This is a genomic window from Pseudomonadota bacterium, from assembly GCA_023229365.1.
GTDB lineage: Bacteria > Myxococcota_A > Polyangia > JAAYKL01 > JAAYKL01 > JALNZK01.
Window position 1 is genome coordinate 1 of the sequence record JALNZK010000094.1, and the last position, 21377, is coordinate 21377.

Genomic DNA, 21377 nt, shown 5'->3' on the forward strand with positions numbered 1-21377 from the left:
GTAGATGGTGCACGACCGCTTGATCGCGAGCGCCTCCATCCCCTTGAGGCCGCCCTGCTCCTTCACCCAGTCGAGCGTCAGCTTCATCATGTAGATCGCGAACACCGGCGGCGTGTTGTACATCGACTTGTCCGGCACGTGCGTCTTGTAGGCGAGGTACGCGGGCAGGCCCTCCTTGCCGTGCTCGATGAGATCCTTGCGCATGACGATGACCGCGAGCCCCGCGGGCCCGAGGTTCTTCTGCGCGCCGGCGTACATCATCGCCACGCGGTTCCAGTCGATCGGCCGCGACATGACGTGCGAGGACGCGTCGACGACGAGCGGCACCTTGCCCGTGTCCGGGATCTCCTGCCACTCGATCCCGCCGATCGTCTCGTTGCCGCAGACGTGGGCGTACGACGCCTCCTGGTTGAACACGAGCTCGTCCTTGCGCGGGATGCGCATGAAGCTCTCGCCCTCGCCCGTCCAGATCACCTTCACCGAGCCGCACTTCTTCGCGTCGGAGATCGCCTTCTTGGCCCACGCGCCGGTGTTGACGAACTCGGCGGTCTTGCCCTCGACCATCAGGTTCAAGGGCACCATGGCGAACTGGAGCGTGGCGCCGCCGCCGAGGAACAGGATCTCGTGCGTGTCCGGGACCGCGAGCAGCTCCTTGAAGACGTCGATCGCCTGGTTGTGCACCGCGTCGTAGATCTTGCCGCGGTGGCTCATCTCGATGAGCGACATGCCCGAGTTGCCGTAGTCCACGAACTCGGACTGCGCCTTCTCGAGCGCGGAAAGGGGCAGTGTGCAGGGGCCGGCGGAAAAATTGAAAATCCTCTTTGCCATGATCGTCACCTCACTTCTTGGAGGGCGCACACGTAGGTGCATCCCAAGGGCGCACACGCAGGTGCGCCCCTACTTTTTCGTGAACTCCTCGAAGATCGCCACGCAGCAATCGCCGATGCGCAGAAGGTTTTCCTTGCTCGACGCGCCGATGTGCGGGGTCATCACGGTGTTCGGCGCCTTCACGATCGGGGTGCTCTCCGGCGGGTCCGAGTACCAGACGTCGGTGCCGTAGCCGGCGAGCTGCCCGGACTCGAGCGCGGCGACGAGGTCGGCCTCGATGATGCACTTGCCGCGGCCCGTGTTGACCATGTACGCGCCCTTCTTCATCTTCGCGAACGCGTCCTTGTTGAACATCCCGCGCGTCTCGTCGGTGAGCGGCGTGTGGAGCGACACGTAGTCGGCGTTCTTGAGCACGTCGTGGCAGCTCATCCTCTCCGCGTTCGGCGACTTCTCGACGTACTTGTCATACGCGATCACCTTCATCCCGAACGCCTTGCAGCGGATCGCCACCTCGGACGCGATGCGGCCGATGCCGATGAGGCCGAGCGTCTTGCCCATGAGCTCGGTGCGCTTGATGTCGTTCTTGCGCCACTCGCCCTTGACCATCCCCTCGTGCCCGTAGACGACCCGGTTCGGGAGCGCGAGCATGAGCGCCATCGCGAGCTCGGCGACCGCGACGGAGGACGCCTCCGGCGTGTTGCGCACCTCGATCCCCTTGCTCTTCGCGTACGGCACGTCGATGGTGTCGACGCCGACGCCGCCGCGGATGATGAGCTTGAGGTTCGGCGCGCTGTCGATGAGCGCTTTGTCCCCCTTGGTCTTCGACCGCATGAGGACGGCGTCGGCCTCGCCGATGCGGGCCTTGTCCTCGAAGACCTCGCCGAACTTGGCGAGCCTTCCGGGCAGCGACTTGTCGAACGCGTCCGCGATCAAGATCTTCATCTCTGTTTTCCCTCCTGCGAGCGCCGCCGCAAGGCGCGGCGAGTTGCCGTGTGAGGCCAACTTATTGTCTTTTCCCGGGAAATACAACCTCGCTCGGCCCCGGCCTCGGCGGCGCGGTTTGGGCTTGCGGGCGGCCCCCCTCCCGCGTATTCCGTGCGCGATGATCACCGCAATCGTCATCGTGTTCGCCGCGACGTACGTCGGCATCGCGTCGAGGCGGCTGAAGCTCCTGCCGGTCGGCCGGCCGGCGATCGCGATGCTCGGCGCGCTCGGGATGGTGATCATCGGCGCCCTGACCCCCGAGGAGAGCTACGCCGCCGTCGACGGCGACACGATCCTCCTCCTGTTCGGCATGATGCTGCTCGCCGCGTACCTCAAGGACGTGGGGCTCGTCGACTGGCTCGGGGATCTCGTCGCGCGAAGGTGCCGCACGGCGCTCTCGCTCCTCGCCGCGATCTCCCTCCTCTCGGGCGTCCTCTCGGCGATCCTCCTCAACGACTCGGTCTGCCTCTTCCTCACGCCTGTCGTGCTCGCCTTCTGCGCGCGCTTCGGCCTCCCCATCGGCCCGTTCCTGATCGCGGTCGCGACATCCGCGAACATCGGGAGCGCCGCGACGATCGTCGGGAACCCGCAGAACATGTTGATAGGAAGCGTGAGCGGGATCCCGTTCCTCGACTTCGCGGCCGCCGCCGGACCCATCGCGGCGGTCGGGCTCGGGCTGAACACGGCGCTCCTCGTGCTCTACTACCGCAAGCAGCTCGCGGGCCGCGTCCTCGACCTGGAAAGGCCGCCTTCGCCGGCCCCGGGGAGCTCGAAGGGCTCGATGCGGTGGGTGGCGCTCGCCGTGCTCGCGGCGGTCATCGCGGCGTTCCTCGCGGGCTTCCACCTCGGCTACACGACGCTCGCGGGCGCGTCGGTGCTCATGATCGCCGCCCGGGAGGACCCGAGGAAGGTGTTCGCGCGGGTCGACTGGACCCTGCTCGTTTTCTTCTGCGGCCTCTTCATCGTGGTCGCGGGGCTCGGGAAGACGGGCCTCGTGGAGCGCGCGTGGGCCGCGAGCGCGCAGTACCTCGTACCGGACGGCGCCCTCGGCTACGGGGCGATAACGGCCTTCCTCGTGGGCGGCTCGAACCTCGTGTCCAACGTGCCGATGACGCTGATCGCGGCGCCGTTCGTGCCGGCGCTCGGCCTCGGCGACTCGGGCTACGTGCTGCTCGCCTTCGTCACGACGGTCGCCGGGAACCTCACCCTGCTCGGCTCGGTCGCGAACATCATCGTCGCGGAGATGGCCCGAAAGGAGTACGACCTAGGCTACGTGGAGTACCTGAAGTTCGGCGCGGTCTCGACCGTGCTCGTGCTGGCGGCGGGCGTCGCGGTGCTCGCCCTCATGGCGTGAAGCGATGAACGACCCCAAGAAGCCGCCGCGCCTCGACGCCGTCGTCCGCGAGCGGTTCTCGCTCTCCTGGGGCCGCGCCCGCGACCGGATCCGCGCGGGCAAGATCTCGGTCGACGGACGGGTCACCCTGGACATCGGGACCGAGATCCCCGAAGGCGCGGCGATCGACTTCACCCCCGACGCGCGGCGCCCGCGGCCCGAGGACGCGCTCCTGCCGACGTCGGCGATCGTCCACCTCGACAACGACATCGTCGTCGTCGACAAGCCGTCCGGGCTGCTGACCGTGCCGTACGAGCCGGGCGATCGCCCCACGCTCGACGTCCTCCTGCGGGCCGTCCTGTTCAAGCGGAGCAAGCGGGAGAGCGCGTCGGCCGGCCGGAGGAGCGCCTTTGTGCACGTCGTCCATAGGCTCGATCGCAACACCTCCGGGCTGCTCGTGTTCGCGAGGAACGGCGCGGCGCTGGCCCGGCTGAAGGAGCAGTTCAAGCTCCACTCGGCCGAGCGGCGGTACCTCGCGCTCGTGCACGGGGAGCTCTCGCCGCGCACGTTCGTGAGCCACCTCGTCCAGGACCGCGGCGACGGGCTGCGGGGATCGGTGGAGCGCACGCCGCGATGGATCAAGCCGCGGACGAAGACCGGCAAGACGGCGGTGACGCACGTCGAGGTGCTCGAGCGGCTCGGCGCGGCGACCCTCATCTCGTGCCGCCTCGAGACCGGGCGCACGAACCAGATCCGCATCCACCTGAGCGAGGCCGGCCACCCGATCGTGGGCGAGACGATGTACCTCCGCGACTACGCGGGCCCGGTGCTCGCCGCGCCGCGGCTCATGCTGCACGCGGCGGAGCTCGGCTTCGTCCACCCGGGAAGCGGCGCGCTCGTCCGCTTCTCCTCACCCGTGCCGGGCGAGATGGCGGCGTTCCTCGATGTCCTGAGATCGGGGAACTGTCGCATGGGCGACCGGCCGGTCGCCCCTACTGCACCTTGACCTTGATCTCGACGCTCTTGTCGCCGGCGGTCACGCCGATCTTCGTCTCGCCCATGCCGACGGCCGTGACGAGGCCCTTCTCGTCGACGGTCGCGACCGAGGTGTCGTAACACTCGTACGAGACGGGGAACCCCGCGGCCGGCTGCGCGTTCTCGTCGAGCGGCTTGCCCTCCACCTTCGCGGTCTTGCCGACCTTCAGCTTGAGGAGCGCCGTCGAGACGCCGAGCTCGAACGGGCCGGGGGTGAGCACCTCGACCTCCACCTCGGCCCTGAGATCCTTCGCGGTCGCGACGACCGTCGTCTTGCCCGGGGCGACGCCGCGGATCTCGCCGCGGGAGCCGACCACCGAGGCGATCTTGGGATCCGAGGACTCCCAGACGACCTCGCCCGCGATCGGCGCGCCGGTCTCGTCCGCGATGGTCGCGTCGACCTTCTGCACCTGGCCCATCCAGAGCTCGAGGCTCTTCGTGTCGGTGTTGAGCGCCTTGTAGAGCGCGACGGTGACCATGGCGAGGCCGGTCGCCGCGCCGGCGGTCCCGTTGATCTCGACCCGGCCGCTGCCCACCACCTTCATCTTGCCGGTCACGGGATCGATCGTGCACACGGTCTCGTCGAGCGAGCTCCAGGTGACCGTCACGTCCGGGATCGGCTTGTCCTCCCGGTCGAGGACCTTCGCGGTGAACGTCGGCGACACGTCCGCGCTGTTGATCGTCAGGTCCGGCGGAGAGACCTCGACGGTCACCGGCGTGGGCGTGCAGCCGAAGCCGAGAGCCGCCGACAGGACCACGACCACCGCGAGCGCCTTCATCGTGCTTTTCATCTTCCCCACCTCGTTGGTTGGAACGGCCGCGAAGGCCGCGTATGGCCGCTGTAACGCGCGCCGCGCTCCACTGTCAATGGAGTCGATTTTCCGCAACCTCCCGCTTCGTGGCCCCTGCGCCGACCATCCCATGACTCTCATGATTCCCATTCTTTCCCATCTTCTCTTCGGCCAGAGGCTCCGCTTTGCTTCTGTGAGGCTGCGCGCCGCTGTCGAGCCACAAAACTTTGCTGTCGAGACAGAGAAGTTTGCTGTCGAGCAACGACGCGCGGTGACCGCGAAGCAGAATTTTGTGGCCGCGACACAGAACTCTGCTGTCGAGCCACAAGAGTTTGCCGTCGAACAGCGAGACTTTGCCGTCGAGCAGCGACGCGCGGTGACCGCGAAGCAGAACTTTGTGGCCGCGAAGCAACACGTCGCGGCCGCGAAGCGGGATCCTGTTGCACCGAAGCAACACCTCGTGGCCGCGAAGCGGGAACCTGTTGCCGAAAAGCAACACCTCGTGGACGCGAAGCGGGAACCTGTTGCGGCGGTACACCTCGTGTCCGCGAAGCCCTCACCCCCTGTGATACCGGGGCGTTCTTTGCTCCCTCTCCCGGCGGGAGAGGGCAGGGTGAGGGCTCTTGGCATCGCCCTTGCAAAAGGCCTGATCAGCAACACCCCGCCCGAGTGAAACGCGAGGGCGGGCAACGAAAGGACGCCGCGATGAAGATGAAGCGCACTTTGCACCCGCAGAAGACGTTCGACGACGATTTCGACGCGTTCGCCCGGCTGTGCCAGGTCAACGGCTGGGAGGTGCTGGGCATCGGCGGCGGCGAGCTGCTCGCCGAGGTCGAGGCGCAACGCTCCGAGCGCTCCGAGCTCGAGGCGCTCCACGCCCAGTACGTGGAGCGGCGCGAGCGGTTCGCCGAGGCGCAGGAGGCGAGGTACCTGAAGTTCCTCGCCATGCTGAACGCCGTCCGCGGCCGGTTCCGCGACGACAAGGTGGTGCTCGCCAGTCTCGCGCGGTTCAAGCGCTCGGCCGGAAGAACGCGAAAGGCGAGCGAGGAGGCCGCTTAGATGCCCGCCGTTCTTGGTCCCGACCCCGACAGGGGCGGCTTCCGAGCCGCCCCTATTTTTTTATCTGTCGCCGAGGATCTCGCGGATCGTGGGGTAGTGGCCGTCGTTGATGGCGCCGGTGCGCACGCACCGCACCGCGCCGCCCGGGCCGGCGAGGACGTTCACCGGGATCGCCGTGTCGGGCGGGAGGCCGAGCGATCCGAGCCACGGGCGCAGCGTCTCCTGGCGCGAGAGCCGCAGCGAGTTGTACGGCGTGATCGTCGGCCGCTCGGCGAGGAAGGATCGGAGGACGGCGGGCTCCTCGTCGATCGACAAGAACCAGAGATCCACCGCCACCCCGTCGCGCTTCAGCGCCTCCATCCAGCGCGTGATGAGCGGCATCTCGCGCAGGCACGGCCCACACCAAGTCGCCCAGAGGTTCACCCAGATCCAGCCGCCGCCGGACGGCCCGCCCGCGGTCCCGCCGCTCCGCGCGTCCTCGACCTGCGGCACGGCGAGCCGCGGCCCCCTCCCCGGCTCGTAGTGCACGTCGCACCACTCGCTCGCCGAGGCGGTCGGCTTGGTCGCCTTCACGGCGTTCACGCGCGCCGGGAGCTCGACCGGGCCGGCCGGCTCCTCGGTGCCGCACGCGGCGGCGAGCGACGCGGCGGCGAACAGGAGCGCCACGGCGACCGGGCGCCGCGCTACAGCCGACAGTCGATCCATGCGATGAACGCCGACCGGTTCAGCTCGTTGCCCGAGCACGGTCCCTCGGGTTTGGAACGCGTCCATTGGCAGTACTCCTCTTCGAGCTGCGCGAACTCCTCGCCGAGCCACAGGAGGCCGACCTCCTGCTCGAGGTCGGGATCGTTGAAGCGGGTCTTCAGGTAGCCCAGCACCGCGCCCGCCCTGGCCTGGGACAGCGCGCGGTTCTTCTCGACCGCGCCCTCGGGCGAGGAGCGCGACACGACGAAGAAGTAGGACGCGCCGCGCTGGTCCGCGAACTTCTGCTCGAGGAGCGCGATCGCGTTGGGGTCGAGATCGGCCTTGCCCTGCTCGAACTGGATGATCGCCGCGCGGCTCGCGAGCGGCTTGAACAAGGCGTTGAAGTCCGGGCCGGACATGGACGCGACGCTCTTCGCCTCCATCGGCTGGCAGCCGCGCCCGGCCTGGCCGTCCTTGACGAGGCCGCACGACGTGAGCACGCGCCGCAGGATCTGCTTGAGCTCGGGCGTGCAGTACGTCTCGTCGGTGGCGGCCGCGATGGCGACGCCGCTGTCGCTCTTGCCGACGGCCATCTCCTGCGCGAGCCTGTCCCCTGCCGCGCCGACCCACGAGCCGACCGTCGCCGAGAGCGCGATGAGGATCGCCAGCGCCGCGATGATCTGGAAGTGTATCGTCTTCATGAAGGCACCCCTACCGCCCCGCCGCCGGCGCGTTCGCTGGCGCGGTGCGGCCGGTCCCGCCGGTCGCGAGCAGCCGGTTCAACGCGAACTCCAGGCCGAGATCCGAGTCCTCGTCGCAGAGCTTGACGCCGTTCACGAACAGCTGCGGCGTCATGACCCGCGACGAGTTGGAGATGATCCACCGCAGCGACCGGTTCACCTTGGTCTTGACCGCGGGCTTGCCGACGCACTCCGCAACGAACGGGAACTGCATCTTGATCTTGGCGGTCAGCGCCTTCGGATCGTTCGTCGCAATGGCGCGCAGCTCCTCCTGGTTCTCGAGCGACCAGTCCAGGACCTCCTCGGCGCGATCCCCGGCGCAGAGCACCGCCTCGCTGACCGTGCACGCCCCGGGGTGCATCGACTCGGAGACCATCCAGTTGCACGTCTTGTCGAGCGGGAACATCACGGCCTCGAGCTCGAGCCGGTCGATGAGGCCGCTCGCGTCGAGCCGGTCGTGGAACGCCTTGCACGCGGGGCACAGCGGGTCGACGAGCTCGATCGCCTGCGCCCCGCCCGGGCTCCTGTGGAGCGCGACGCGGACGTCGTACTTGTCCTCGGGGTGCATGAGCTCGCCGCAGCGCGCCATCTCGTCCGTGTAGGCGGGCTTCATGGCGAAGAAGACCGCGAGCGGCACCGCGACGAACAGCACCCCCTCCGCGAAGGAGAGGCCGTAGAAGCCCCACGGCGCGCCCTCCGGCGCCTCCGGCTTCGGCAGCTTGCGCGAGGCGACGAACGCCGCGACGGCCGCGATCAGCGCGCCGAACGACGCGACGTAGACGCCGACGCAGTTCTTGCACACCACGCCGATGACGTTGACGGAGATGACCCAGTAGACGATGGAGACGACGGACGGCAGCGCGGCCGCCGCGACGGCGAACGCCACGTGCGCGGGCCGGAGCTGGGCGGTCTTCTTCACGACGAGCGCGATCGCGAAGAGGAAGAGGAACGCGAACACGCTCAGGCTCGGGAGCGCGATCGGGACGCCGCCCCAGGTGGAGTCGCGCAGCACCGAGGAGTACGGGCTCATCATCACGGCGAAGCAGCCGCTCGTGGTGCCGGTGCCGCCGTCCCCCACCCCCGGGATGAAGGAGCACGTGATCGAGTGGACCTGCCTGTCGAGGTGCGCGACGAAGTCGTAGGTCGAGACCGCCGAGAACGCCACCCCCAACGCCGCGAAGAGGGCGACGGCGAGGAGCAGCAGCTTCACGATCTTGCTCATTTACACATGACCTCCGGTCGGTGGAAACGGCGGCGAGACGTTGCCCGGCCGCCGCCGAAACGCGTATATCCTAATCACCATTCCCGCAAAAGGCCAATTGGCGGCGGGGCTCAGCGGCAGGCGACGGCGCCCTCGTCGCCCACCGCGAACAGCTCGCCGGTCGGCGCGGCCCAGACGTCCGAGAGCGGGAAGTCGAACGGCCCGTCGAGCAGCTCGAAGCCGGCGCCGTCGTAGAGGACGATCGCGCCGCCGGAGGTGTCGTAATCCACGCCGACGGCGTAGACCTCGTCCGCGCTCCGGCCGTGCACGGCGCGCAGGCCGACGCTCAAGGCGAGCCCGCCGAGATCCCGCGGGGACCACGAGGAGCCGTCGAACACGTAGAACACCGACTCGGCCAGGAGCGAGTCCTCGCCGACCGCGAACACGTCGTCCGCGCCGGCGCCCCACACCGACGCCACGTCGACGAACGTCACGTCCACGCCGGCCGAGGCGGACGCCCACGCGCCGCCGCTCGAGTGCACGATCGACGCCGTCCCCACGGCCCAGACGTCGGTCGCCGAGCTGCCCCAGACGTCGGAGAGCGGGCCGCCGGGGACGCCCGCTACCGTCTCCCACGCGGCGCCGTCGAAGTGGGCCACCGCCGGACCCATCAGCCCGCCGACCGCGTACACGTCGCCGGCGGACGATCCCCAGACGCCGTGCAGGGGATCCATGAACTCGAGCGTGAAGACGTCCCACGTCGAACCGTTGTAGCGCACGACGACCAGCGTCTCGGCGACGGCGAAGACGTCCTCGGCTGCTGCGCCCCACACGCCGCTGAGCCCCACCAGGCCGAGCCCGGGGTCGAGCGCGTTCCAATCCGTGCCGTCGAATCGGTACACCAGGGTCTCGGACAGCGTGACGCCGCCGACGACGTAGACATCCGTCGCGGACGCGCCCCACACGCCCGCGAGCCTGCCGAGCGCGACGACCTCCCACGTGCACTCGTCGGTGTCGGTGTCCGTGTCCGTATCGGTGCCGGTGTCGGTGTCCGAGTCCGTATCCGTGTCCGTGTCCGTGTCGACATCCGTATCCGTGTCGACGTCCGTGTCCGCGTCGGACGCGTCGGCCTCGATATCGCCGAGCGCGACATCCGTCCCGCATCCGGCGATCGACAACGCGAGAACGAGCGGCGACACCATCACGGCGGAGGATCTCCACGTCGGGAGCATTGTGCCGCCCTCCCTCACTCGATGATGGGATTCGGGTTGATGACGCGGACGCCCACCCCGCCCAGGTAGCCGTACGAGTTCGCCGGCGAGACGCCAACCACGGAGAGCCCGAACGGCTCGTCCGAGGCGATCGAGTGCGTGCCGTCCAAGCAACCCGTCGAATTCTCGGGGTTGTCGATGAGGAACCGGCCCACCTCCCACTCGCTCGCCGACCCAACGGCTTCGAACGCGCCGTCCGGCAGCGGCCCGAGGCAGTCGAGCGTGATCTCGACGCCGGCCTCGCGCACGACGATGATGTGGTCGTATCTGAAATCGAAAACGTTGTCTGTATTGAATGTGTAGCGATTGAGGAACTGCCCGGCGGGCGGAGACTGCAGCATCATGGGATCACCGTCGCCGCCGTTGCAGCCGCCGGCGTAGTCCACGCCCATCATCAGCTGATAGGCGAAGAACGGCGCCTCCGGGTGCGCGGGATCCTCGGGGGTGTCGAAGGTGCCCCACGCCAGGTAGTCCCCCGGCGCGTCGAACTCGAGGAGCTCGCCCTGCTGCGCGAAGGTGTGGCTCCCCCCGACGGGCGCCGGCACCGGGGGATCGAAGAACACGGTCATTCCGTCCGCGCCGGCGATCACGCGCCACCGCACCGGATCCTGGTCCCCGGTGCAGGTCCCGCGCGCCATGTGCCTCGCGAGCACGGTGCTCGTTCCCCACGCCGCGAGCGGCAGGATCTGCTCCTCCACGTGGTCGCACGCCGCGTACGCCCCGCTCGGCACGTTGGCGCAGGAGTGCCCACCGAACACGACCACGGGCTTGTCGGCCAGCACCGCGGTCCCGGTGAGATCCGCGTCGAGGGTCGTCGGGCTCAGGGAGATGACGTCGAACGCGTCGAGGGAATACGCCACGGTCTCCACTCCGGCAACGAACGGCCCTACGCCATTGAGGCTCGGGACGTCGGTGGCCGGGATGAACGAGATCTGCGTGTCGTCCTCGGTGGCCACGACCGTCACCTGCGACGTGAGCTGCGGCCACGTTGCACCCGGCCCGTGGCCCCACGCGGCGACGATGTACGTCCCGTCCAGGCTCGTCCGCGGGATGAGCAGCGACGCGTCCGTTGAGTACAGCTCGATGCCGTACGGATTCCACTGGTAGGCGAGCACGGGCACGTCGGAGGTCAGCCGGAATCCGGCGGCCAGGCCGATGCCCTGGATCTCGAGCTGGTGGGGCGAGACGAGACAGGCGGACGAGCACGCCACCTCGATGATGTCGAGCTGCCCGGGGACGAGGGTCACCGTGTAGATCACCCCGTCGACGCCGTCCTCGAGGGTCACCACGGCGTCCTGATCCTCCTGTGGATTCGACACGACGACCGCGTAGGTCTCGGGATCGCAGGCGTCCCAGTTGTCCACGTCGGCCACGAAGAAGTCGCAGCCGACCGAGGTCATCGCCGCGGCCGCCTCCTCGCACGTCGTGGGGATGACCGGGCCGTCGTACCCCGTGTCGGTGTCGGTGCCGGCGTCCGGATCCGTTTCCGTTTCCGTATCCGCGTCCGTATCCGTGTCCGTGTCCGCGTCCGTGTCCGCGTCCGTGTCCGCGTCCGCGTCGCCGCCGCCGACGTTGCCGGCGCCCTCGCACCCCGCCGCGAGCGAGGCGATGACGAACGAACCGGCCAGCGTCATCCAGATCTTCATTTCGCCCCCTCAGCGCCTCGCGCTAGCGCTTCTGATACGTCCCGACGAGCGCCGCCTCGGCGATGATGTGGCCTTCCATGGCGCGCAGGAGCTCCGCCTTCGTGGCCGCGCCGAGATCCGGCAGGACGACGTCCAACGCATACAGCTTGTGGAAGTAGCGGTGGCGCCCGATGGGCGGGCACGGGCCGCCGTAGCCCGTCCGCTTCCAGTCGTTCGAGCCGCTCCTCGCGCCGGCCGGGAGCTCCTTCGCCCCCTCCGGGAGGCCCGACGCTGCCGTCGGGAGGTTGTACAGCACCCAGTGCACCCAGGTCATCTTGGGCGCCTTGGGATCGGGCGCGTCCGGATCGTCCACGATGAGCGCGAGGCTCTTGGCGCCCGCCGGCACGGCGCTCCACGCGAGCGGCGGCGAGCTGTCCTCGCCCTGGCAGGTGTGCTTCGCGGGGATCTCCTTCCCCTCGGCGAACGCGGTCGATGTGATCGTCATCTTGGACATGCTCGCTCCTCCCGGCTCGGCGGCCGCGGCGTGACCTGTCGTCTGGCACGCGGGCAGCGCGGCCAGCGCCATCACGACCGCGGCGCGGCAAACGGCGTTCGCTCTCATCGAACCCTCCGGCTTAGGCGGCCTCTTCCGCTCCGGGGCCGATCGTAGTGCCAGCGGTCCCCCGTGACAAGGTCCCCCGTGACAAGGTTGACAGCCGCGGCGCGCGCCGCGACAATCCCGCCGGTTCCGATGCGGAGGTGCGCCGTGCCTATCTACGAGTTCAAGTGCAAGAGATGCGGCTCCGACTTCGAGGAGCTCGTCTTCGGCTCCGCGGAGGGCGTCGCGTGCCCGAGGTGCGAGTCGATCGACGTCGACCGCCTGATGTCCGCGTTCGCCTTCAAGAGCGGGGAGAAGTTCACGCCCTCGTCCGGCTCGTCCGGCTGCTCCTCCTGTCATTCGTCGAGCTGTTCGAGCTGCAAGCACTGAGCCGGGGCGCGGTGAACGACGGAGCTCAATCGAACGCGTAGGCGTGGATCTCGTAGCCCATCGAGTCGCCGAGGTGGTCCGTGGGGTTCGCCGGGCGTATGTGGAAGAACATCATCTGGTCGTCACCCGGGTACCCACCCTCGGGCTGGGAGTCGAACACGACCGGCGACCCGTCCAGGATCTGCACCATCGAGTCCAGCAACTCCCCGCTGTCCGGGCAGTAGCCCGTGCCGATGTCGAGCCCGGCGCCCCACTCCGCCTGCCCGTCCCCGATCGTGAACAGCACGATCCCGAGGATGCGGGAGGCGGCCGACGGAGCGTTCCAGTGGTGCTTCACGTCGACCTCCTGCGTGCCGTCATAGTCCGCGGGGATGGATATCGTCCCGCCGAACTCGTCGGTGAACTCGACGACGTAACCGTTGTTGACGACGACCACGGTGACAGGCTCGGTCTCGGCGATCTTGTCCGCGGTGTCCACGGCGCGCACGGAGATCGGCAGGATGGAGCCGTCCGCGAGCGCGGTCGTGTCCCAGGAGACGGTGAACGGATCCGCGGTCGACGACGCGGCGACCTCGCCGTCCACGAGGAGCTCCACGGTCGCGATCCCGACGTCGTCCGTCGCCGTCACCTCGACGCCGAAGGTGCCGGACACGCCCTGGTACGACAAGACGTTGTCCATCGTGACGGCCGGGTTCTCGAGGTCCTCCTGCTCCGTGTCGCTCGGCCCAGACGACCCGTCCTCGTCGCAACCGATCGCCGCAGCGGCGGCGATCGCGAAAACCACGCCCAGCATCCACTTCGTCCTCATGTTCCTCTCCTTCCCTCGGCCCGCGACTTGGGTTGTAGGCTCAGGCGAGCTCAGTCGGCGACGCACCGCAGGAACAGCTCGTCGTTGGCGGGCCGCGCGATCTCCGGTTCGACGACGACGGTCCATCCGCGACCGCAGCCGGCGCGGCGGTCGGTGTCGGTCCCGATCTTCCACTCGGAGGTCTCCAGCTCTTCGATCCGCTCGTACCTCTCGTCGATCCTGTCGGGGACGACCCGGAAGACGCGGCAGCTGCTCCGCACATCCTCGCGAACAGCGGCCGCCGCGTCGGCCGCCCAGGGGGAGTCGTCGAGCGGCACGAAGAGCCCGTCCCCACCTACGCCCGCGGCGAACGGGGCTTCGCTCGCCCCGATGAGGCTCTCCGGAACGCAGGCCTGGTTGGCATTGCGCCGCGCGATGCTGTCCGAGAGAACCTCGATCTGCGCGGTGAAGGCCGGATCGTCCGCGTCCTCGACGAACACCGGCACGACCTCGGCGCCCAGCTGCACGAGGTGGTCGACGCTGGCGCGAAGCCGGCGGGGCAGCGCGCTGGTCTTGCCCGCGTCCGGATCCGCCGGCGACACCGTCCGCCGCACGATACCGATGACGAGATCCCTGATGTCCCAAACGAGCCCGTGCGCAACCTCGTTGAAGTCGATGCCCTCCTCGTAGTCGCCAGGCGGCAGGCCGAAGTAGTCGTCCATCTCGACGCTGTCGCAGTACGTCTCGGCGATGAGGTCGTCGGCCGGCAGATCCGAGAGGCTGTTCGAGCTGTTGTTCACGTTCAGGTACACGCCCTCGCTGCAGTCGTCGCCCGACACCGCGAGGATCAGCACGTTGACGCCCGAGTACGTCGCGTCCTTCTCCTCCATCGACGGCCCCTCGTATCCCAGCCCGTCGAAGCCTGCCCGGAGGTACTGCCGCCACTGGCAGCTGCCGGCAGGATCGCCGGGCGCCATGAGCGGCACGGGCCCCTCGCCGCCTCCCGTGAAGGCGTTGAGGGACGTCGTCTTCATTTCGTTCAACCAGTTCGAAATGGCGTCCGACGCCAGATCGACCGGGTTGTCGCCGTCCTGCAACTCGTTGATGATCGACGGGTAGTCGATCCCGGCGATGTCCGCACCGTCGATGCTCCCGTCGATGATGACGGAATCCGCCGTGATCGGCCCCGGAGTGCAGGCGCTCGTGTCCGGGAGACCGGCCATCGCGAGGGCGTTGTCGTCACCGTTGCTGATCCCGCGGTCCGCGCTGCTCAGCATGTAGAGCGTGGCGGCCACGTCCTCTTGGAGCAGCAGCGCCTCGAGGAACTCCGGCTCCTTGATCATCGCGGCCAGCTCGTCCCCCTCCTCCGTCTCGTCGAGGACGGTCATCGCCGTGAGCACCGGCGTCCGCAACGCGAAGTCGCGGCTCTCCGAGCCCAGCGGCACCGCCCCGTCTCCGAGCTCGAAGATCTCGGCACCCTCGCCGCCGGTCGCGCCGCCGAGAACCCACGCGCTCCGGTTCTCGAGAACGGCGATCGCGTGGCCCAGTCGCTCCGCGCGCATCTGCGGCGTGAACCCCGCGTCTTCCGCGTACCACAACGGCCTCTCGTCGGCCGCGTCGGCGATCAAGGCCGAAGTGTCCCTGCTCGTCGTGTCGCCGCCCATGACGAAAACGTCGACGAACGGCGCGCTCTCCTTCGAGGAAAGGTCCATCACCACGGGAGTCTCCGGCACCTCGTCGCGGCCGCCGGCACCCTCGGACACGCTCGTCACCCCGCAGCCGGAGAGCCCCACGAGCGCCCAGTCGCTCCCGGGCGCGCCGCCCACGGGATTCTCGCCGCCTATCATAGCGAACCTGTCGCGCGCGCCGACCGGCGTCAGCGCCCCGCCGACGCGCGGCGCGATCCGGCCGTTCGAGTCGGCGTCCGCCCCGGTGCAGCCGTCCGTGCCGTCGCCGTCCTCGACCGCGCTCGAGACGCTCACGATGCCGTCGCCGTCTACGACAACGATCTGCCCAATCGCGTTCACGGCCGACATCGCGGGCGCCTCCGGCTCGGCGCCGCTCGGGGACGGCCAGATCTCGGCTTCCTGCTCCCCATAAGGATCGACGACGCAGAGCTGGGCGCCGGGCAAGATCACGCGCCCGCTGTGGACGAGCACGTCCCCGTCGCGCGTCAGCGCCGGCACGATTCCGGCCGAGACGGGCGGGGCGCAGGGGACGTCCACGGTGCTGAACGCCCCGGTCTTCGTGTCGAAAACCTCGAGCGCATCGACAGGTCCGTTCCCGCCGTCGGCGATGACCACGAGCGCGTGCCGCCCCGGCGGCTCGACCGAGATCGCGCGGTGGCCGATCCGCTTCTTAGACATCTGCGCGTCGAGCTTGGTGACAGTGAAATCGCCCGGATCGACGACGTATGCCTCGGCGGAAGCCGTTTCACCCGCAGGCCTGCCGCCGGCGATCAGGATTCGCTGCGTCCCGTCGTCGGCGGTGAACGGCGTCGCCGTGTGGCCGCTCAGCTCGGCCAGCTCCCCCTCGAGATCCGAAGGCGAGAGCGCGACCCTGTTGAAGGAGCGCGTGCGCCCCAGGAAAATGAAGACATCCTTCGCCACGGATTTCGCGATCGTGAACGGCTGGCTCGCCCCGGATACGACCTCTTCGCCGGTCGCGTCCAGCCCGCGAACGACGATGACCCAAGGTCCCTCGGAGAGATCGCCGAAGTGCAGCGCCTCATCCTTGCGCAGGCTCTCGAACGTGACGGGGTCGGCGTCTCGCGCGTCGGCGTCATTCAGCTCCACGACGATTTGCTCGACACCGACGTCGGTGAGGAGTTCCGGCTCGTCGGACGGATAGACCGCGACGAGGTTGATCTCGCCCCCGGTGTCGCAACCGACGCAGAGCGCCATGGTTGCCATGACAAAAGAGGACATCGAGCCTATTTTGCGAAACGCGGATCGCATCATGGGCCTTTCTCCGGACAACCTACCCTCAGCGTCAATATAATCCATATCAAACAAATATTCTAAACAGTTTTCAGGTCGCCCCTGACTGGAATCGTGCGCTCCACGGCGATCGCCGCGATGTTGAAATGCGATGCGGAAGGTGGTACCCCTCTTCGGGAGATACGGTTCATCCGTTCAGCGAGAGCGTTTCGGCTCGCGGGAAGCACCATGGCGAACGGGAAGACGACCATCGCGTATGACGAGAGCGCTGTCCAGACCCTCGACGCGCTGCACCACATCCGCCTGCGGACCGGGATGTACATCGGCCGGATCGGCGACGGCGGCAACCCGGTCGACGGCATCTACGTCATGCTCAAGGAGGTCATCGACAACTCCATCGACGAGTTCATCATGGGCAACGGGCGGAAGATCGACATCCGGCGCGAGGGCAACACGGTGTCGGTGCGCGACTTCGGCCGCGGCATCCCGCTCGGCAAGGTCGTCGACTGCGTGAGCGAGATCAACACGGGCGCCAAGTACAACGACGACGTGTTCCAGTTCTCCGTCGGGCTGAACGGCGTGGGCACCAAGGCGGTGAACGCCCTGTCGTCCGAGTTCGAGGTCGTGAGCTTCCGGGAAGGCGCGTTCAAGCGCGCCCTGTTCGCCCGCGGCGAGCTCGTCAAGGAGGGCTCCGGCAAGGCGCCGAGCGAGCGCAACGGCACCTTCATCCGCTTCACGCCGGACCCGGAGATCTTCGAGGACTACGGCTGGCGCGAGGAGTTCATCGAGCACCGGCTGCGCTACTACGCGTACCTCAACACGGGCTTAAGCCTCGTCTACAACGGCCAGGTCTTCCAGAGCAAGGCGGGCCTCGTCGATCTGCTCGGCGAGGAGATCGGCGTCGAGCAGGTCGTGTACAACGGCCCGCACTTCAAGAGCGATCGGCTCGAGTTCACGTTCACGCACACGCACGCCTACGGCGAGAAGCACTTCAGCTTCGTGAACGGCCAGCACACGGGCGACGGCGGCACGCACCAGAGCGCGTTCCGCGAGGGCGTGCTCAAGGGGATCAACGAGTTCGCGAAGAGGAGCTTCGCGGGCGAGGACGTGCGCGAGGGGCTGATCGGGGCCGTCGCCGTGCGCGTGCAGGATCCGGTGTTCGAGAGCCAGACGAAGAACAAGCTCGGCTCCACCGAGGTCCGCGGCTGGATCATGCAGCTCGTCAAGGATCAGGTCGTGCTGTGGCTGCACAAGGAGCCCGACGCGGCCGAGCGGCTGCTCGACAAGATCCGGCAGAACGAGCGGGTGCGCAAGGAGCTCTCGTCGATCAAGAAGGAGGCCAAGGAGCGCGCCAAGAAGGTCGCGATCCGGATCCCCAAGCTGATCGACTGCAAGACGCACTACAACGACGAGGCGCCGAAGCACGCGAAGGATGACCGGCGCGAGGAGACGCTCATCTTCATCACCGAGGGGGACTCGGCCGGCGGCGCCATGGTGTCGTCGCGCGACGTCTACACCCAGGCGATCTTCAGCCTCAAGGGCAAGCCGCTCAACTGCCACGGGCTCGAGCGCGACGCGATCTACAGGAACGAGGAGCTGTACAACATCATGCGCGCCCTCGGCATCGAGGACGACCTCGACGGGCTGCGCTACAACAAGGTGGTCATCGCGACGGACGCGGACGTCGACGGCATGCACATCCGCAACCTGCTGCTCACCTTCTTCCTGCGCTACTTCGAGGGCCTCGTCTCCCAAGGGCACGTCTACATCCTCGAGACGCCGCTCTTCCGCGTGCGCAACAAGAAGGAGACGGTCTACTGCTACAGCGAGGGCGAGCGCGATCGCGCGGCGGAGAAGATCAAGGGCAACGAGATCACGCGGTTCAAGGGGCTCGGCGAGATCGGCCCGGCCGAGTTCGGCAACTTCATAGGACGGAAGATGCGGCTCGTGCAGGTCACGGCGCGCTCCTTGAGCGCGGTGTCCAAGACGCTCGACTTCTTCATGGGAAAGAACACGCCCGAGCGGCGCCAGTTCATCATCGACAACCTGATCGCGGAGATCGTCTAGGACCTCCGCGGCGAACGGGATTTCCGAGATGGCGACACTCGAACCGTTGATGGAGCGGAACTTCCTGGAGTACGCGAGCTACGTCATCGTGGATCGCGCGATCCCGGATCTCCGCGACGGCTGCAAGCCCGTGCAGCGCCGCATCCTGCAGACGCTGTTCGAGATGGACGACGGCAAGTTCCACAAGGTGGCCAACGTCATCGGCGAGACGATGAAGCTCCACCCGCACGGCGACGCCTCGATAGGCGACGCCCTCGTCGTGCTCGCGAACAAGGAGTACTTCATCGAGCGGCAGGGGAACTTCGGCAACATCATCACCGGGCACCCCGCCGCCGCGCCGCGCTACATCGAGTGCCGGCTCACGGAGCTCGCGCGGGAGACGCTCTTCAACAAGGCGCTCACCGAGGTGCACCCGAGCTACGACGGCCGCAAGAACGAGCCGATCTTCCTCCCCGCCAAGCTGCCGGTGCTGCTCATGCTCGGCACCGAGGGGATCGCGGTCGGCATGTCCACGCGCATCCTGCCCCACAACCTGCCCGAGCTCCTCGAGGCGCAGATCAAGATCCTCAAGTACGAGCCCGTCGAGCTGTACCCGGACTTCCCGACCGGTGGCATCGTCGACGTCACCGAGTACGACGAGGGGCGCGGCAAGATCCGCGTCCGGGCGCGCATCGAGGCGGACGGCGACAAGCGCGTGGTGATCCGCGAGATCCCGTACGGCACGACGACCGAGAGCCTCATCGCGTCGATCGAGTCCGCGGCCCAGAAGGGCAAGGTCAAGATCGCGGCGATCAACGACTTCACCACCGATCACGTGGAGATCGAGGTGCAGCTCCCGCGCGGCGTCTACGCGGACGAGGTGATCCCGCAGCTCTACGCGTACACCGAGTGCGAGGTCTCGATCTCCTCGAACATGGTGATCATCAAGGAGCGCCACCCGGTCGAGATGAGCGCGAACGAGGTGCTGCGCTACCTCACGGACCGGCTGCGCGACCAGATCTCCGCCGAGCTCGAGCTCGCCCTCAAGGAGCTGCGGGACGAGGAGCACTGGCTGACGCTCGAGCAGATCTTCATCGAGAAGCGCGTCTACAAGCGGATCGAGGAGGCGCGCACCGAGGAGATGGTGATGCTCGAGGTGCACGAGGGGATGAAGCCCTACCGCAAGGAGCTCAAGCGCGCGCTCACGGACGACGACGTGCGCAGGCTCCTCGACATCCGCATCCGGCGCATCTCGAAGTACGACATCAACAGGAACCGGAAGCAGCTGCGCGACGTGGCGGACTCCATCGAGGAGGTGGGCGCCAAGCTCGGCGCGCTCACCCAGACGACGATCCAGTACATCCAGGGGCTGCTCGCCAAGTACGGATCGACCTACCCGCGCCGCTCGCAGATCGCCAGGTTCGAGGTCGTCGACAGGAAGGCGGTCGCGCAGCAGAACATCAAGGTGGGTTACGATCCGGAGACCGGGTTCTTCGGCAGCGACGTCAAGGGCGTCGACCACCAGCTGACGCTCAGCGAGTACGACCGCGTGCTCGCGATCGCGGACGACGGCTCGTTCCGCGTCGTCGGCCCGGAGGCGAAGATCCTGATCCCCGGCAAGGTGCTGTACCTCGCGCAGCTCGATCCGGAGCGCGGCAAGATGTTCACGATCGTGTACCGGGACGCGGATCGGATCGCGTTCGCGAAGAAGGTGCACATCCACAAGTTCATCCGCGACAAGGAGTACGAGCTCATCAAGGGCAAGGAGGGCAAGATCGACCTCCTCCTGCAGGGGCTCTCCAAGGACACGGTGAAGCTGTCGTTCGTGCCCAAGAAGCGGCAGCGGGTCAGCGAGGCGGAGTTCGATCTCGGCGCGCTCGAGCTCACCGGCGTCACGGCGCGCGGCACGCGGCTCGCGCCCAAGCCGATCGCGCGCGTCAAGCACGTCGCGACAGGGCCGCGCGAGGAGCAGGAGCCGCCGTTGCCGCCTCCGCGCGACAGCTTCCCGCCGCGCAGGTCCGTCCCGCCGCCGCCGCCCCCCCCGGCGTCCAAGGCGTCCGCCCCGCCGAAGAAGAAGAACGGCGACGACGACGGCCCGCAGCGCAAGCTGTTCTAGCCTCACCCCGGGCCCCTCTCCAGCAGGTGGAGAGGGGACCAACCGAATTGTTCTGCATTTCGTTTCTGGTTCTGGTCAGCTGCTCCCCTCTCCGCTTGACGGAGAGGGGGCGGGGGTGAGGTTGGAGAGGGGCCGGGGGTGAGGTCGAGTACGGGCCCGGGGTGAGTTTTTTGTGATATCATCCCAATGTCCGTTTGAACTACACGAACAGGGAGGCTCTCATGAGACTCAGACCGCTCGGTGGAACGACGGCCCTCGCGGCGTGGGTGCTCGCCCTCGCCGTTGCGCTCGCGTGCGAGCCGAGCCCGCCGCGGACCGGCGCGGACGCCGACACCGACACCGATACCGATACCGACACCGATGGCGACACGGATTCGGACACGGACTCCGACTCCGACTCGGACACGGACACCGACGAGCCGGGCTCGGGCTGCCAGGCGCTCGATCTCCTGTTCGTGATCGACGACTCCGGCACCATGGCGGCCGAGCAGGAGATGCTCGTCGCGGCCTTCGGCGACTTCGTCGACGTGCTCGAGGCCTACGAGACCTCCAACGGGAACCAGCTCGAGTACCGGATCGGGGTCACGACGACCGGCGTCTCGACCCACTACTCCGTGGAGGGGATCCCGGGCAACGTTACGCTCGACGGGCGCGACGGGGAGCTGCTCGCCCCGGACGGCGCCACCGATCCGTGGATCGACGGCCCCGGGGACGAGGTCGCCGCGCAGTTCGAGGAGATCGCGGTCGTGGGAATCTACGGGCCGGCGTACGAGATGCCGCTCCTCGCCATGCGCAAGGCGCTCGAGGAGACCGCGTCGGGCGGCGCCAACGAGGGGTTCCTCCGCGAGGACGCCCTGTTCGCCGTCGTGATCATCACCGACGAGGACGACTGCTCGCGCACCGACGACTACTGGACCATGCCGGACGAGGCGCACTCCTGCTTCGACTAC

General features: G+C 68.1%; 19 protein-coding genes. 8 read left to right on the plus strand and 11 right to left on the minus strand.

Annotated features, from left to right (window positions below; all coding sequences use genetic code 11):
* Both serC and M0R80_24050 read right to left on the minus strand, forming a co-directional pair.
* A partial coding sequence (serC, locus tag M0R80_24045) for a 3-phosphoserine/phosphohydroxythreonine transaminase (protein MCK9462704.1) occupies positions 1-828 on the minus strand: 828 nt, incomplete at its 3' end.
* Between the two features lie 69 nt (positions 829-897).
* On the minus strand, positions 898-1770 hold the full coding sequence (locus M0R80_24050) for a hydroxyacid dehydrogenase (GenBank protein ID MCK9462705.1): 873 nt from the start codon (positions 1768-1770) through the stop codon (positions 898-900).
* 160 nt (positions 1771-1930) lie between these two features.
* Here M0R80_24050 and M0R80_24055 point away from each other — a divergent pair, with 160 nt between their 5' ends.
* Positions 1931-3166, plus strand: coding sequence for an anion transporter (locus M0R80_24055; protein MCK9462706.1), 1236 nt, complete (start codon positions 1931-1933; stop codon positions 3164-3166).
* A 4-nt stretch (positions 3167-3170) separates the two neighbouring features.
* Positions 3171-4151 (plus strand): RluA family pseudouridine synthase, encoded by a 981-nt coding sequence (locus M0R80_24060; GenBank protein ID MCK9462707.1) that lies wholly within the window; start codon positions 3171-3173, stop codon positions 4149-4151.
* Here the strand turns inward: M0R80_24060 and M0R80_24065 are convergent.
* Positions 4138-4971 (minus strand): Ig-like domain-containing protein, encoded by an 834-nt coding sequence (locus M0R80_24065; protein ID MCK9462708.1) that lies wholly within the window; start codon positions 4969-4971, stop codon positions 4138-4140. The genes M0R80_24060 and M0R80_24065 overlap by 14 nt on opposite strands.
* Positions 4972-5101: 130 nt before the next feature.
* Here M0R80_24065 and M0R80_24070 point away from each other — a divergent pair, with 130 nt between their 5' ends.
* Together M0R80_24070 and M0R80_24075 are read left to right on the plus strand one after the other, a co-directional pair.
* The gene (locus M0R80_24070; protein MCK9462709.1) at positions 5102-5644 is read left to right on the plus strand and encodes a hypothetical protein; all 543 of its coding nucleotides are present in this window, start codon (positions 5102-5104) and stop codon (positions 5642-5644) included.
* A gap of 32 nt (positions 5645-5676) precedes the next feature.
* Positions 5677-6030: a hypothetical protein gene (locus M0R80_24075; GenBank protein ID MCK9462710.1), complete on the plus strand. Its 354-nt coding sequence runs from the start codon at positions 5677-5679 to the stop codon at positions 6028-6030.
* Between the two features lie 60 nt (positions 6031-6090).
* On the opposite strand, the gene M0R80_24080 is transcribed toward M0R80_24075, so the two are convergent.
* From M0R80_24080 to M0R80_24105, 6 genes are all read right to left on the minus strand, one after another.
* A complete protein-coding gene (locus M0R80_24080; protein ID MCK9462711.1) occupies positions 6091-6735 on the minus strand; it encodes a TlpA family protein disulfide reductase in 645 nt (214 codons plus the stop codon).
* The gene (locus M0R80_24085; protein MCK9462712.1) at positions 6714-7415 is read right to left on the minus strand and encodes a hypothetical protein; all 702 of its coding nucleotides are present in this window, start codon (positions 7413-7415) and stop codon (positions 6714-6716) included. The genes M0R80_24080 and M0R80_24085 overlap by 22 nt, the downstream gene beginning before the upstream one ends.
* A gap of 10 nt (positions 7416-7425) precedes the next feature.
* Positions 7426-8676: a hypothetical protein gene (locus M0R80_24090; GenBank protein MCK9462713.1), complete on the minus strand. Its 1251-nt coding sequence runs from the start codon at positions 8674-8676 to the stop codon at positions 7426-7428.
* Positions 8677-8786: 110 nt separating this feature from the next.
* Positions 8787-9887: a hypothetical protein gene (locus M0R80_24095; protein ID MCK9462714.1), complete on the minus strand. Its 1101-nt coding sequence runs from the start codon at positions 9885-9887 to the stop codon at positions 8787-8789.
* Between the two features lie 14 nt (positions 9888-9901).
* Complete coding sequence (locus M0R80_24100; protein ID MCK9462715.1) at positions 9902-11572, minus strand: IgGFc-binding protein; 1671 nt, start codon at positions 11570-11572, stop codon at positions 9902-9904.
* 22 nt (positions 11573-11594) lie between these two features.
* Positions 11595-12065, minus strand: a complete 471-nt coding sequence (locus tag M0R80_24105; protein ID MCK9462716.1) for a YbhB/YbcL family Raf kinase inhibitor-like protein — start codon at positions 12063-12065, stop codon at positions 11595-11597.
* A 252-nt stretch (positions 12066-12317) separates the two neighbouring features.
* On the opposite strand from M0R80_24105, the gene M0R80_24110 reads away from it, so the two are divergent.
* Positions 12318-12539: a zinc ribbon domain-containing protein gene (locus M0R80_24110; protein MCK9462717.1), complete on the plus strand. Its 222-nt coding sequence runs from the start codon at positions 12318-12320 to the stop codon at positions 12537-12539.
* Between the two features lie 25 nt (positions 12540-12564).
* Here the strand turns inward: M0R80_24110 and M0R80_24115 are convergent, their stop codons facing one another.
* Both M0R80_24115 and M0R80_24120 read right to left on the minus strand, forming a co-directional pair.
* Complete coding sequence (locus M0R80_24115) at positions 12565-13347, minus strand: Ig-like domain-containing protein (GenBank protein ID MCK9462718.1); 783 nt, start codon at positions 13345-13347, stop codon at positions 12565-12567.
* A gap of 50 nt (positions 13348-13397) precedes the next feature.
* A complete protein-coding gene (locus M0R80_24120; GenBank protein MCK9462719.1) occupies positions 13398-16238 on the minus strand; it encodes a hypothetical protein in 2841 nt (946 codons plus the stop codon).
* A 255-nt stretch (positions 16239-16493) separates the two neighbouring features.
* On the opposite strand from M0R80_24120, the gene M0R80_24125 reads away from it, so the two are divergent.
* The 3 genes from M0R80_24125 to M0R80_24135 all read left to right on the plus strand — a co-directional run.
* On the plus strand, positions 16494-18332 hold the full coding sequence (locus M0R80_24125; GenBank protein ID MCK9462720.1) for a type IIA DNA topoisomerase subunit B: 1839 nt from the start codon (positions 16494-16496) through the stop codon (positions 18330-18332).
* Positions 18333-18360: 28 nt separating this feature from the next.
* A complete protein-coding gene (locus tag M0R80_24130; GenBank protein MCK9462721.1) occupies positions 18361-20427 on the plus strand; it encodes a DNA topoisomerase IV subunit A in 2067 nt (688 codons plus the stop codon).
* 221 nt (positions 20428-20648) lie between these two features.
* A partial coding sequence (locus tag M0R80_24135; protein ID MCK9462722.1) for a hypothetical protein occupies positions 20649-21377 on the plus strand: 729 nt, incomplete at its 3' end.

Coding starts and splice junctions, on each gene's coding strand:
- M0R80_24050 (MCK9462705.1), bottom strand. CDS start 1,770: ATGAAGATCTTGATCGCGGACGCGTTCGACAAGTCGCTGCCCGGAAGG.
- M0R80_24055 (MCK9462706.1), top strand. CDS start 1,931: ATGATCACCGCAATCGTCATCGTGTTCGCCGCGACGTACGTCGGCATC.
- M0R80_24060 (MCK9462707.1), top strand. CDS start 3,171: ATGAACGACCCCAAGAAGCCGCCGCGCCTCGACGCCGTCGTCCGCGAG.
- M0R80_24065 (MCK9462708.1), bottom strand. CDS start 4,971: ATGAAAAGCACGATGAAGGCGCTCGCGGTGGTCGTGGTCCTGTCGGCG.
- M0R80_24070 (MCK9462709.1), top strand. CDS start 5,102: ATGACTCTCATGATTCCCATTCTTTCCCATCTTCTCTTCGGCCAGAGG.
- M0R80_24075 (MCK9462710.1), top strand. CDS start 5,677: ATGAAGATGAAGCGCACTTTGCACCCGCAGAAGACGTTCGACGACGAT.
- M0R80_24080 (MCK9462711.1), bottom strand. CDS start 6,735: ATGGATCGACTGTCGGCTGTAGCGCGGCGCCCGGTCGCCGTGGCGCTC.
- M0R80_24085 (MCK9462712.1), bottom strand. CDS start 7,415: ATGAAGACGATACACTTCCAGATCATCGCGGCGCTGGCGATCCTCATC.
- M0R80_24090 (MCK9462713.1), bottom strand. CDS start 8,676: ATGAGCAAGATCGTGAAGCTGCTGCTCCTCGCCGTCGCCCTCTTCGCG.
- M0R80_24095 (MCK9462714.1), bottom strand. CDS start 9,887: ATGCTCCCGACGTGGAGATCCTCCGCCGTGATGGTGTCGCCGCTCGTT.
- M0R80_24100 (MCK9462715.1), bottom strand. CDS start 11,572: ATGAAGATCTGGATGACGCTGGCCGGTTCGTTCGTCATCGCCTCGCTC.
- M0R80_24105 (MCK9462716.1), bottom strand. CDS start 12,065: ATGTCCAAGATGACGATCACATCGACCGCGTTCGCCGAGGGGAAGGAG.
- M0R80_24115 (MCK9462718.1), bottom strand. CDS start 13,347: ATGAGGACGAAGTGGATGCTGGGCGTGGTTTTCGCGATCGCCGCCGCT.
- M0R80_24120 (MCK9462719.1), bottom strand. CDS start 16,238: ATGGCAACCATGGCGCTCTGCGTCGGTTGCGACACCGGGGGCGAGATC.
- M0R80_24125 (MCK9462720.1), top strand. CDS start 16,494: ATGGCGAACGGGAAGACGACCATCGCGTATGACGAGAGCGCTGTCCAG.
- M0R80_24130 (MCK9462721.1), top strand. CDS start 18,361: ATGGCGACACTCGAACCGTTGATGGAGCGGAACTTCCTGGAGTACGCG.